Annotated in this window: 12 protein-coding genes; 5 read left to right on the top strand and 7 right to left on the bottom strand. The window is 69.6% G+C overall.

What is annotated here, in order from left to right:
- Nucleotides 1–15 precede the first annotated feature (15 nt).
- Nucleotides 16–492: a 4-oxalocrotonate tautomerase family protein gene (locus OG496_RS50650; protein WP_405975782.1), complete on the top strand. Its 477-nt coding sequence runs from the start codon at nucleotides 16–18 to the stop codon at nucleotides 490–492.
- Nucleotides 493–520: 28 nt separating this feature from the next.
- On the opposite strand, the gene OG496_RS50645 is transcribed toward OG496_RS50650, so the two are convergent.
- Complete coding sequence (locus tag OG496_RS50645; RefSeq protein WP_405975781.1) at nucleotides 521–1111, bottom strand: TetR/AcrR family transcriptional regulator; 591 nt, start codon at nucleotides 1109–1111, stop codon at nucleotides 521–523.
- Nucleotides 1112–1224: 113 nt separating this feature from the next.
- On the opposite strand from OG496_RS50645, the gene OG496_RS50640 reads away from it, so the two are divergent.
- From OG496_RS50640 to OG496_RS50625, 4 genes are read left to right on the top strand one after another with little or no spacing between them, the layout of a single operon-like run.
- A complete protein-coding gene (locus tag OG496_RS50640; RefSeq protein WP_405975780.1) occupies nucleotides 1225–1656 on the top strand; it encodes a tautomerase family protein in 432 nt (143 codons plus the stop codon).
- Nucleotides 1649–2659 (top strand): zinc-binding dehydrogenase, encoded by a 1011-nt coding sequence (locus tag OG496_RS50635; protein WP_405975779.1) that lies wholly within the window; start codon nucleotides 1649–1651, stop codon nucleotides 2657–2659. The genes OG496_RS50640 and OG496_RS50635 overlap by 8 nt, the downstream gene beginning before the upstream one ends.
- Nucleotides 2660–2701: 42 nt before the next feature.
- A complete protein-coding gene (locus OG496_RS50630) occupies nucleotides 2702–3340 on the top strand; it encodes a PaaI family thioesterase (RefSeq protein ID WP_405975778.1) in 639 nt (212 codons plus the stop codon).
- Nucleotides 3222–4598 carry a CocE/NonD family hydrolase gene (locus tag OG496_RS50625; RefSeq protein WP_405975777.1) on the top strand — a complete coding sequence of 459 codons (1377 nt, stop codon included), beginning with the start codon at nucleotides 3222–3224 and terminating at the stop codon, nucleotides 4596–4598. Before OG496_RS50630 ends, OG496_RS50625 begins: the two co-directional genes overlap by 119 nt.
- A gap of 42 nt (nucleotides 4599–4640) precedes the next feature.
- On the opposite strand, the gene OG496_RS50620 is transcribed toward OG496_RS50625, so the two are convergent.
- From OG496_RS50620 to OG496_RS50595, 6 genes are all read right to left on the bottom strand, one after another.
- Nucleotides 4641–5291, bottom strand: coding sequence for a DUF6518 family protein (locus OG496_RS50620; protein ID WP_405975776.1), 651 nt, complete (start codon nucleotides 5289–5291; stop codon nucleotides 4641–4643).
- Nucleotides 5292–5425: 134 nt separating this feature from the next.
- Nucleotides 5426–7282: an RICIN domain-containing protein gene (locus OG496_RS50615; protein WP_405975775.1), complete on the bottom strand. Its 1857-nt coding sequence runs from the start codon at nucleotides 7280–7282 to the stop codon at nucleotides 5426–5428.
- Between the two features lie 54 nt (nucleotides 7283–7336).
- The gene (locus tag OG496_RS50610; protein WP_405975774.1) at nucleotides 7337–9094 is read right to left on the bottom strand and encodes an amylo-alpha-1,6-glucosidase; all 1758 of its coding nucleotides are present in this window, start codon (nucleotides 9092–9094) and stop codon (nucleotides 7337–7339) included.
- Nucleotides 9095–9179: 85 nt separating this feature from the next.
- Nucleotides 9180–10019: a carbohydrate ABC transporter permease gene (locus OG496_RS50605; RefSeq protein ID WP_405975773.1), complete on the bottom strand. Its 840-nt coding sequence runs from the start codon at nucleotides 10017–10019 to the stop codon at nucleotides 9180–9182.
- Complete coding sequence (locus OG496_RS50600) at nucleotides 10016–10987, bottom strand: carbohydrate ABC transporter permease (protein ID WP_405975772.1); 972 nt, start codon at nucleotides 10985–10987, stop codon at nucleotides 10016–10018. Before OG496_RS50600 ends, OG496_RS50605 begins: the two co-directional genes overlap by 4 nt.
- Before the next feature lie 20 nt (nucleotides 10988–11007).
- On the bottom strand, nucleotides 11008–12255 hold the full coding sequence (locus tag OG496_RS50595; protein ID WP_405975771.1) for an extracellular solute-binding protein: 1248 nt from the start codon (nucleotides 12253–12255) through the stop codon (nucleotides 11008–11010).
- Nucleotides 12256–12350: the final 95 nt, after the last annotated feature.

Raw genomic sequence — 12350 nt, 5'->3', positions numbered from 1 at the left:
CTATAGGAGGCAGTCATGACCGTCATCACCGTGAACACCCCGACGGGGCGCCTGAGCCTGGAGGAGCGTCGCGCGCTGGCCGAGAAGCTGACGGACGCGGTGCTCGTGCCGGAGGTCGGCCAGTTCGCACCGGCCGCGCGGGTCGGGTTCCAGGTGCACTTCGTCGAGCGTGAGCCGGACATGATGGCCATCGGCGGCCGCCTGCTGGCGGACACCGGTCAGAGGCTCGACGTCATGGTGATCGACGTGGCGGTCATGGACGGGGACTGGCACCAGGAGGTCCGGGCCGAGGTCATCGAGCGCGTCCTGGCCGCGATGGCCGAGGCCTGCGGGCTGCCGGCGCCGTCGCCTGCCTGGTGGGTCAACTTCCGGGTCATCGACGAGGGCAGCTGGGGCTCCAGCGGTGGAGTCCTCTCCGTCCTCTCCCTCCTCGACAGCGGTGTGTTCACCGAGGAGAAGATCAAGGCGATCCGCACGGCGCTCGACGCCTGAGTCCGAACGCCCCGCGCCCGGAGGAACCTCAGGCTCGGCGGGCAAGCGCGTCGTCGATCAGGGCTTCGAGCTGCTGTGCCACTTGGTCCAGCGGCTTCATGCTGCGCTTGGCCCGGCTCATGGCGATGGCGCCCTCGACGGACGCCACGATCAGGGCCGCCAGCCCCGGGGCCCGGTCGTGGTCGGCGCCGTGTTCCCGTAGCGCCTCGGTGAGCAGCCGCTCCCAGTCCTCGAACGCCTCGGCCGCCGCGACGAGCGCCGGCGGGATTTCGTCGGCCGGGGGTTCCTCGACGGAGACCGCCAGCACCGGACAGCCGGCGCGGAAGTCGCTCTCGACGACGATGCCCCGCCACAGGGCGAGAAAGGCGCGCACCCCGGCGACCGGTCCCGCGTCCAGTTCCCTGCGCAGGAGACGGGCGACGGCCGTACCCGCGTACCGCACCGCCTCGGTGGCCAACTGCCGCTTCCCCTCCGGGAAGTAGTGGTACGTCGAGCCGAGCGGGGCCTTGGCGTGTTTGGCCAGCTCCCGGATGCTCGTGGCGTTCAGGCCGCGCCTGCTGATCATGTCGGCCGCACCGGCCACGATGCGGTCACGCGACGGCGCGCTGGATCCGGCCACGGCGATGCCCCTCACTGGATGTCTCTGGATATAACGCTCGTCATAGTCTAGCGTGAGCCCCGGATATAACGACTGTCATAAACCGTGTGTGCAGCGCAAAGGGAGATTTCGCCATGCCGATGATCCGCCTCACCGTCCCGCCCGGCTCCCTGACCGAGGAGGGCCGCAAGACCGTCCAGCGCGACCTGGCCGCCGTCCTGCTCCGCTGGGAGGGAGCGCCCGACACCGCGTTCTTCCGCGCCCAGGCGTGGAGTTACCTCGTCGAACTCCCCGAAGGCGCGCAGACCACCGCGGAGGACGAGGAGCCCCGCTTCCTCGTGGACGTCACCGTCCCGCAGGGCGCGCTGTCCGAGCGTCGGAAGGCCAGCCTGGTCGAGGACGCGACGAAGACGGTGTTGGGCGCCGCCGGCCTGTCCCAGGACGACGCGATGCGCGTGTGGGTGCTGGTGCACGAGCAGGCCGAGGGCACCTGGGGCGCGGGCGGCTCGGTCATCCGCTACGCCGACCTGGTGGCACTGGCGAAGGGGCAGCGCGCCGATGCGTGAACTGACCTACGTCGCGAAGCGCACCGTCGAGTGGCGCGAGACGCCCGACCCGAAGCTCCAGTCGGACCAGGAGGCGATCGTCACCCCGGTCGCCGCCACTTCCTGCGACGTCGACTCCGCGATCCTGGCCGGGCACGGCTTCATCGACCCGCCGTTCACCCTCGGCCACGAGTGCGTGGCCCGGGTCGTCGACATCGGCGACGCGGTGACGACTGTGTCCCCCGGCGATCTCGTGGTCGTCCCCTGGTCCATCAACTGCGGCACCTGCGACCACTGCCGCGCGGGACTCACCGCCCACTGCACGGCCGTACCGCACATGGCGATGTACGGCGCGCCGATCGGCGGGAGTTGGGGCGGACTCTTCTCCGACCTGGTCCGGGTGCCGTACGCGGACGCCATGCTGGTGCCCCTGCCCGAGGGCCTCAACCCGGTCGCGATGGCCTCGGCCAGCGACAACTGGTCCCTGTCCTGGCGCCTGGTGGCACCCCATCTGAAGAACAAGCCCGGCGCCCGCGTCCTGGTCGTCGCCCGCGGCAGCATCGGTCTGTACGTGTGCGACATCGCCCGCGCGCTCGGCGCCTCCGACGTCCTCTACGTCGACCCGGACCCCGAACACCGCGAACTCGCCCGCAGTTACGGCGCCGCCACCGCCGAGACGCTGGAGCCGGTCCGGCACGGCTTCGACATCGCCGTAGAGGCGACCGGCCGCGTCGAGCAGCTCGCCCTGGCCGTCAAGTCCCTTGCCCCGGAAGGGATTTGCGAGTCAGCCGGCAACCACTTCCGCCCCGGCGAACTGCCCCTGCTCGACATGTACCTCACCGGCGTCACCCTGCGCATCGCCCGCGACAACGTCCGCAACCACATCCCCGACGCCCTCGAACTCGCCCGCTCAGGCAAAGTCGATCCCGCACGCGTCGTCTCCCACGTCCTCCACTGGGACCAACTCCCCCACGCACTCCCCGAGAAGCACCTCAAGCCCGTCTTCGTCCGGTCCGACGCCTGACCACGTACGACCACGACGACGACACCCCGACCGAGAAACTCGATGAACGCGATACCGACCGAATCCCCCGCGCCGAACCCCGGCACAGCAGGCTCGACAGGAGCGGAACTGGACCACCAACGCGCGGCGATCGCCGCTCTCGGCGACGAACTGCGGGCCCTCGTGGACGCCACTGTACGCACCGCGGCCCCAACCGAACTCCTGCACCGGATGAGGGACGAAGTCCGCCTTCTCAGAGGGCAGTTGACCGGTCGGCGACGTACCCGGGCGGAGATCCCGGCCGTCGACGAGTTCCCCGGGGAGATACGGATGTACAGCCCCGTGACGGGAGCCGGGAGCCCTCTCGCCCCGCCCATGCAGGTGACCGCGGACAGCGGTGGCGCCGTCGGCCGCTGCGCCCTCGGCATCGCCCACGAAGGCCCGCCCGGCTACGGGCACGGCGGCATGAGCGCGATGCTGCTGGACGAACTCATGGGCCGGGCCTGCATCGCCGCCGGACTGCCCGGCATGACGGTCTCCCTCCAGGTGCGCTACCGCCGGCCCGTCCCCCTGGAGACAGGCGGTGATTGTGAGCGCGCGCGCCACCTTCGGTTCCGACGGCCCGTTCAACCCGTTCCTGTGCGAACGCGAGGACGGCCTGGGCGTCCTGGACTGGGTGGTGAAGCAGCCGTGGGCCGGTGAGTCGATCGTGCTCGTCGGCGCCAGTTACGTCGGCTACACGCAGTGGTCCGTGGCGGACGCCGTGCCGCCGCAGGTCAAGGCCATGGTTCCGGTGGTGTCCAACGCGACCTTCACCATGGCGTTCAACCGCGAGGACGGCTTCGCCCTGGAGACCCCATTCACCTGGGCGGTCCAGGTCGAACGGCAGGAGCGCAGGTTCGCCAACGTGCGCAACGTGCTGGAGGAGCGGGAGATCCTCCAGGCCATGCGCACCCTGCCGCTGGGCCAGGCGGACGTCGGCCTCCTGGGCCATCGCAACAGCTACTTCCAGGACGTCCTCGACCACGACGGCGACGGCCCGTTCTGGCAGGCGGCGGACCACGCCGACAAGGTCTCCGACATCACCGTCCCGGCGAGCCTCGTCGGCGGCTGGTACGACCTGTTCCTGCCCAACCAGCTGCGCGACTTCCAGACCCTGCGCCGGACCGCACCGGACACCCCGCACCGCGTCACGATCGACCCCTGGGCGCACTGGGCGATGGACGGACTGACCACCCGCGAGGCACTGGAATCGGGCCTGGCCCTCGCCAAGGGCGAAACACCTCCAGAGCGCGCTCCGGTACGCCTGTTCGTCATGGGCGAGGACAAGTGGCGCAACTTCCCCACCTGGCCGCCCCCGGGATACGAGCCGCAGCGCTTCCACCTCCAGCCAGGCGGCGCCCTGGCCACCGGCCTGCCCGCCGACTCGACGCCGGACGACTACCACTACGACCCGGCCGACCCGACCCCCGCGGTCGGGGGCGTCCGCATGTGGACCCTGCAGAAGTACGGCCGCGTGAACAACGCCAAGCTGGAGGCCCGCCCCGACGTCCTCACCTACACAACTCCCGCCCTGGACAAGGACGTCGAGGTCGTCGGAGAGGTGAGCGCCGAGATCTACTTCCGCTCCAGCCTGCCGTACGCCGAAGTGTTCGTGCGCCTGTGTGACGTGGACGAGAAGGGGCGCTCGACGAACGTCTGCGACGGTCTGCTCAGCCTCACCGACGCCGACGAGACGACGTGCGCGTCGGTCCGACTGTGGCCGACGGCCCACCGTTTCAAGCGCGACCACCGCATCCGGGTCCAGGTCTCCAGCGGCGCTTTCCCCCGCTTCAACCGCAATCTCGGTACCGGCGAACCCCGAGCCACCGCTGTCACGCTCCGCGCCGCCACTCAGCAGGTCTTCCACGCCCCGGAGCATCCGTCCGCGATCGTGCTGCCGGTCCGGCAGGTCTCCTGAAGAAGCTCGGATCGCTGTGAGTCCGGTGGCCGTCCGCCGGAGTCACAGCGAGCCGAGCAGGCCGTTGAGGATGCCGTCCTCGGCGAGGTAGAAGGCGAGACCACTCAGGGGAGCGAGCGCCGCGCACAGCCAGTAGCGGTGCACTCCGGCACGCGCCAGATAGACGGTCAGGAGGAGGGTGAGCAGCGCGCCGACGGTCAGGAAGACGGCCGCCTCGCCCCAGTAGTGGAGCGTCCACCCCAGCCAGAGCCCCTCCCCCAGCACCACCATCACGATGGCCGCCCCGGCCACGGCCCGTACGTCACCCTGCCCGCGCCGTACCGTCCATCCGGCCCAGCCCAGCAGCGGTCCCCCGGCCAGTCCCGCCACCGACCACACCGCTGCGGTTCCGAGCCCTCCGGCCCCGAAGGTGTCCCCGAGGGCGGACGCCGCGTAGTAGCCGGTGCAGGTGGTGAGCATCATCAACGCGCCGCCCCACAGGGCGAATTGCCGGGTACGGATCAGCGCACCGGCCGCGGCGGTCCAGATGATCCACGTGGACACCGAGTTGGTCGCCCGCTCCAGCAGGGGTGACATCCCGTGCAGGCCGTACGTCGCCCAGCCGAGCAGCAGCCCGAAGGCCGCGGTCGCGGCGAGGACGGTGACGGGGGCGTCGTGACGGGACGCGGTTGTGCTCGTGGTCGTGGTCGTCATGGCCGGCCACTATACACATTGCGTATACGTTCAGTGTATAGCCGCTGGGTCCAGAGCGAATCGAGGTCCGTTCCGATCGAACGGTGTGGAGCGGCATGTGAACTGCCCCTCCACACCGTCATACGTGACAGCGGTCAGCTCTTACCGAGCAGCCGCCAGATCTGGTTCTTCTTGGTGCTCAGTACGCTCGCCGCGTCACAGGTCCACTGATGGATCAGCGCGCCGGCCGTGGTCGAGACGCCGGTGACGTCGACGCACTTCCCGCTGTGGACGGCGACCAGTTGGTAGTCGTGGGTGTTGCCGAGTGCGGTGACGGGGTTGAGCGTGAACTGCTGGTTGGTGGCGGCGTTGCAGGTGTACTGGATGACGGCGGCGCCGTCGGTGGTGGAGGCGCCGGAGACGTCCAGGCACTTGCCGCTCAACTCGTTGACCACGGTGTAGGTGTTGGTCTTGCCGGTGACCGGCTTGAGGTCGAGCATCTGCTGGTAGCCGCCCTCGCAGTAGTACTGCTGGTACTGCGTGCCGTTGGCCGTGCTGACTCCGGTGTCGTCCAGGCACTGGCCGCTGTTCTGGCTGACGGCGACAGTGGACACGGTGGCGTTGGACGGGGGCAGCAGCGTGACGGTGTAGCCGTCCTTGGCGTTCGTCCACGGCAGGCTCACCGAGGCGGCGTTGCCGCTGACCGTGAGGGTGGTGTCGGCGATGGTCTCAGGGCCGGTCACGGCGGCCCCGCTGTTGTACGGGACACGCTGGACGACGGCACGGACCTGGCTGTTCTCCACGACCGACGTGGTGTTGAGCCCCGTCAGGTTGACGGTGACGGTGCCGGTGTTGCCGCTGCTGCCGAGCAACACCTTCGCGTTTCCTGCCGAGTTGTCCTTGGTGGCCAGACCGTCGGTACCGGTGCCCGGCGTGAGCTTGACGATGTTGCCGGTCTGGGAGCCGTAGTAGCGGTACATGAACCACTCGCCGAGCGGCAGGTACTGGCCCGCGCTGTTCTTGGTGAGCAGGTTGGCCTCGTTGTCGTGCAGCGCGGTGCCGGAGGCCCAGTTGCCGCGCAGACCGTCGGCGCCGGCCCGCTCCAGGCGGCCGATGAACCAGGCGCCACCGCCCGGGGACTGCATCGACAGGGTGGCGTACTCGTTGATCTGGTAGGCGCGGGTGTTGGTCAACCCGGCCGCTGCGAGCGTGGAGTTGGCGCGGCCGACGTCGGTGGCGGGGTCACCCGGTTCGTCGTGCCAGCTGTAGATGTCGGGCGCGACGTTGTTCGCCTTGATGTAGGTCAGATACGTCGTCCACCAGCTGTTGGAGGAGTTCGGCTGGCCGGCGATGCTCGGGCCGACGATGAGCTGCGAGGGGAACGCGGCGCGGACCTTGGCGTAGAAGCGCGACCACATCTGGAGGTACTGCGTCTGGGACGCGCCCCAGAAGCCGCTGCCGTCGGGCTCGTTCCACAGGTCCCACTGGACCGTCATGTTGTTGGCCTTGACGTCACTGATGAGTTGGGCGGCGAAGGCGTCGAACTGGGTCCAGTCGCCGTTGTCGCCGGGCCAGCCCTGGCTGGTGGTGCCGTCGGCGCCCCACAGGTCGTGCGGGAGGAGGACGAAGGTGCCGCCGAGGGCCGCGGTGCGCTTGTACTGGGCGAGAGTTGAGGCCCAGCGGGTCTGGTAGTCGGCGAGGCTGGTGGCGTAGCCGCCGCTGTTGAGCTGGGCGCCGCCGGCTCGCATGAAGTGCCACTTGATGTCGGTGAAGAAGTGGTCCTGCGGCAGCGAGCCGTCCGGCGTCATCCCGTAGATCATGCCGGAGGCGTGGTACGTGGGGGCGCCGCCGGCGGTGGAGAAGTCGACGGTGACGGAGGTGTCGGCGGCCTGGGAGGGGACGGCGGGCAGGAGGGTCCCGGCCAGTGCGGCGAACAGGGTGACGAGGGCCGAGGCCGCTCGCCGTCCGGGGCGGTGTCTGCGTGCTGTTCGGGGTGGCGGTGTGGTGTGCATGGCGGCTCCTGGTTGAGGGGGTGCTGCCTGGGCGCGGAACGCCCAGGTGGTCTGTCAGCCGCCGACGGCCTCGGCGGTCTCGGCACGCCGGAGCTCGTGGGCCTCGGCGAGGAGGAGGTAGCTGCTGGCGGTCCAGGTGTAGGCGCGGTCGCGCAGGCCCGCGCCGGTGAGGGCGTCGAAGTTCTCGGCGAAGCCCGAGGCCTCGCACAGGGCACGGAAACGGGCGCTGATCTCGTCCGCGAGGCGCTCGTGCCCTGCGCGGCGCAGGCCGTCCTCGATCAGGACGGTGGACGGGGCCCAGATCGGGCCGCGCCAGTAGCCGTCGTCCAAGTAGTGCGGTGAGGTGGGCAGTTCGGTGGCGAGACCGTACGCGGTGAGGTGGGCCTCGATGCGTTCGGCCAGCGCGTCGCCGATGCTCTCGGGCAGGTGCTCGCCGAGCACGACGGGCATCAGGTCGAGCAGGCTGGAGCTGGTCCAGGTGGCTCCGCTGTCCGCCGAGCGGGCGACGAACCGGTCGCCGGTCCACAGCTCGTCGAGCAGCGCCGTCTGCGTCGCGTCGGCCGTCCGGGTCCACTTGCGTGTGTCGTCCGGCAGCCCCAACTCGTCGGCCAGTTCGGCGAGTTCGCGCAGTTGGAGGACGAGAAAGGCGACGAGGTCGGCGCTGACGATCACGCGCTCGGGGTCGAAGGTGGTGGCGTTGTCCCAGCCGCTGTCGTTGCCGTGCTGGTAGTGCGGAAGCGCGGACCCGGGTGCGCGTCGCATGGTGAGCCAGAAGTCCGTCCAGCGGACCAGCCGGTCGTACACCTCGGTCAACTCGGCCCGGCTGAGCGGCTCGGGGAGACGTCGGCGCAGGTGGCGCAGGGCCCAGCCGTGGATGGGCGGTTTGACGAAGTTGTGGAGGATCTCCGAGTGCGTCACCGAGTCGGGCAGCGCGCCGGTCTCGTCCTGGTGGTCGAAGGGCAGGGAGAACTGGTCCAGGGCGAGTGCGGGGCTTCCGGCAGCCAGGGCAAGGGAGTTGAAGCAGTGGTCCCAGCTCCACACCTTGTCCATCCAGTGCTTCGACATCAGCACCGCGGGCCGGGTGACGAAGCCCAGCGGCCGGACGGTCGCGGACCACAGCACGTAGGCGGCGAGTTCCGCAGCGGGCGTGTCGGAGGTGCGCCAAGGTGCGACCGAATCGGCGAAGGCGCCGAACGCGTCGCGCGCGGTGTCCACGACCTGGTCGAAGGATGCCGACGGGGCGTAGGGGCGGCGCGCGGTCTCGTACTCCTCGACCGCGACCTCCCAGGCCGCGCCGCCCCCGGCGCCGATCGTGACACCTCGCGCCGCGCTGCCCAGACTCTGTGCGCCGGACGCCTCGGTCACGGTTCCCGACAGCACGGTGACGCGGTAGCGCCGGCCGGTCTCGTACGAGGTGAACACATAGGCCCCGGTGCCGGGTTCGCGGTAGAAGTACGTGCCGCTGAACGGGGTCAGTACGGCCGCCGCCGCGCCGATGCGCAGGCCGAGCCCGGCACCGCGCAGGCGTACGGTGTCCGGCGATGCGTAGGCGAGGTCGATGCGGCCTTCGGCACCGGTCCAGCTGAGCAGACTCGGTGTCGCGTGCGGGCTGGTGGCGGCGCGGTCGCCGGTGGCCGGGTCGAGCGGGACGAGACGCAGCACGGCGTGCATGCCGTTCTGGTGCGAGACGAGGTGCAGGTCTTCGGCGTACGTCTTCTCCGCCACCACGGGTGAGATGCCGAACCATGACCCGCGCGTGCTGAACGGGATGTCGTGGACGGAGAAGGCCGGGCCGGACGGGGCGGCGGTCATGCAGCGTGACTCGTTTCTGGAGCAGGGGTGATCGGCACGTGGGCAGGGGTGATCGGCACACGGGCGAGCGGGAATCAGGGAGACGTCAGTCCTTGACGGCGCCTGCGGTCACGCCGGCGGCGACGTAGCGCTGGGCGAGGACGAGGATCACCGTGGCGGGCAGTGAGGCCACGACGGCGGTTGCCATGATGGCGTTCCACTGTTGGTTGTTGTTGCCGATGTAGTGGTAGATGCCGAGGGTGATCGGCTCGTGGGCGCCGCCGTTGGCGAGGGTGCTGGCGAAGACGAAGTCGGACCAGGACCACAGGAACGCGAACAGCGACACCGTGACGATGGAGTTGCGGCTCATCGGCAGCACGATCGACCAGAAGGCGCGTACGGGCCCGGCGCCGTCCGTCTTCGCGGCCTGGAGCAGTTCGCCGGGGATGCCGGACATGAACGCGGTGAAGATCAGCACGGCGAACGGCACGGCCAGCGTGGAGTCCGCGACGATCAGGCCGGGCACCGACTGGAGCAGGCCGAGGCTGAGGTAGATGGCGTAGAAGCCCATCGCCATGATGATGCCGGGGATCATCTGGGCGACCAGGAAGAGGAAGCTGAGCACTCCGCCGCCGCGGGGGCGGAGTTTGGCCAGGGCGTAGCCGGCCGGCGCGGCCAGGGCCACCGTCAGTACGACCGTGCCAAGACCGATGACGAGGCTGGTGCCGAGGTAGGGCAACTGCTGGTCCAGGACGGCGCGATAGCCCTCCAGGGTGCCGTGCAGGGGGATCAGGTCCGGCGGGCTCTTGCGCATGTCCTGGTCGCGGGTGAAGGACACGTTGAGCATCCAGTAGACGGGGAAGAGCATCACCGCGGTGAACAGGACGCCGATGGCCGTCTGCCACCACGTGCGGTTGGTGCGTCGGTTCGTGACAGTGCCGTTCATGACAGTGCCTGCTTCCGCTGGACCCTGGCGTAGACCAGTCCGAACACCAGGGCGGCGACCACCAGCAGGTTTCCTACGGCCGCTCCCGGGCCGAAGGCCGGCAGCAGGTTGCCGAAGCCGAGCTGGTAGGACCAGGTGGCGAAGGTGGTGGAGGAGTCGGCCGGGCCGCCCTTGGTCATGATCCAGATGATGTCGAAGACCTTGAGCGTGTAGACGAGACCGAGGAGGAGGGTGATCGCGGACACCGGGCGCAGCAGCGGGAAGGTGATCCGCCAGAACCGCTGCCAGGCGTTCGCGCCGTCCAGGGCGGCCGCTTCGTAGAGGCTCGCGGGGATGGACTGGAGGCCGCTATGGAGGACGACCAGGTTAAAGGGGACGCCGATCCAGATGTTCGCGATGATCACCGAGGCCAGTGACCAGCCCGGCGTGGTCAGCCAGTTGACCGGTCCGATGCCGACGGTGTGCAGGGCCGCGTTGACGACACCGGAGTCGCTGTTGAGCATCCACGACCAGGTGGACGCCGACACGATCAGCGGAAGCAGCCAGGGGACGAGGAAGAGCGCCCGCAGGGTCGCGGAGAGCCGGAACCGCTGGTTGAAGAAGACCGCGAGCGCCAGGCCGATGGCGTACTGGAAGAACAGGCACACCGACGTGAAGACCACGGTGTGCAGCAGGGCCGGGGCGAAGGTCGGATCGTCAAGGACCGTGCGGTAGTTGGCCAGGCCCGTGAAGGGTGCGTTGCCCTGGACGAAGGACCGGACCGTGTAGTTGCGCAGGCTCAGGTCGATGTTGCGGTAGAGGGGATAGGCGTAGAAGAGGACGAGGTAGAGGGTCACCGGGGTGAGGAAGCCCCAGGCGGCCCACTGCTGGGAGGTGGGGCGGCGCCGGGCCCGGGGTGGTGCGGTGGGGGCCGCACCGCTGGCCTGGCGCGCGGGCCGCCGGTGCGGCAGTTTCGTCGTGTGGCTCATCAACAGGCTCTGGTTCCCGGCTACTTGACGGCGGACTGCGCCGCGGCCAGGGCGTCCTTCGGCGACTGCGCACCGCTGAGGGCGGACTGGACCGCCTTCCACAACTGCTCGGAGATCTTCGGGTACTTGGTGCCCAGGTCGTCGCTGGTGCGTCCCTTGGCGGCCTTGACCGCGTCGACCCAGGGCTTCAACTCGGCGTTCGCGGCGACCTGTTTGGCCTGGACCTCGGTGGTGGGGGCCACGTAGGACAGCGTGGTGTCGGTGGTGAGGAGGTTGTCGGTGCTGGTCAGGCAGGTCACGATCTTCTGGGATGTCGCGTAGCGGTCGGTCTTGCCCTGGACCGGGATGGTGACGAACTCGCCGCCGGTCGGGGCGGACGCGTTGCCGCCGTCGGCGGCGGGGACGGGGATGACCCCGTAGTCGAAGCCGGCCTTCTTGGCGTTGGCGAGCTGCCAGGTGCCGTTCTCGCTGAAGGCGTAGTCGCCGGTGGCGAACTCCTGCCAGCTGGTCGTCTGGGTGTTGTTGAGGACCGAGTTGGGGGCGTAGCCGTCCTTCAGCCAGTCCTTCCACAGGGTCAGGGCGGAGACGGCCTTGTCCGAGTCGAGCGCGGTCAGTTGGGCGCCCGCTCCCCAGTACCAGGGCAGGAACTGGAAGGTGCCCTCCTCGGTGCCGATCGCGGAGAACGTGATGCCCTTCTTGCCGGCCTTCTTGACCTTGGCGAGCGCGGCGGTCAGCGACTTCCAGTCCTTGACGGTGGCTACGTCCACCCCGGCCTGCTTCAGCACCGTCTTGTTGTAGTAGAGGGCGAGGGTGTTGGCGCCGATCGGGGTGCCGTACGTCTTGCCGCCCGTCTGTCCGGCGGCGAGGAGGTTGGGGTTCACCTTCGAGGTGTCCAGCTTGTTGTCCGCGGTCGTGGTGAGGACGCCGGCCTCGGCCAGGGTCGACACCACCGGGTTGTCGACGATGAGGACGTCGGCTGAGTTGTCCTGCTGGGCGGCGAGCAGCGCCTTGTTCGCCAGGTCGCTGGTGTCGAAGGCGGTCCGCTTGATCTTCACCCCGGCCTTGGTGCCGCAGGCGTCGAGCAGCTTGGCCCACGCGGAGCTCTTGTCGAACTGCGGGTACGGGTCCCAGATCGTGTAAGTGCCGCTGTCCGCCGCCTTGGTGCCGGTGCTGCCCGACCCGGAGGAACAGGCGGTGGCGGTGCCGGCGACGGCGAGGACGGTCACGGTCACGGCGGTGAGGCGGAGCCGTCTGACGGAGCTGTGCATGGCGCGTTCCTTCGTTTTCGGGCACGGGTGTGCCGAGGGAGGGTGACGAGCGGGGGGAAGCGGGCATGCCGGACAGCCACGGCGGTGATGAGGGG

Source organism: Streptomyces sp. NBC_00988 (assembly GCF_045162645.1).
Lineage (GTDB): Bacteria > Actinomycetota > Actinomycetes > Streptomycetales > Streptomycetaceae > Streptomyces.
This window is presented reverse-complemented; position numbering and strand designations above follow the sequence as displayed.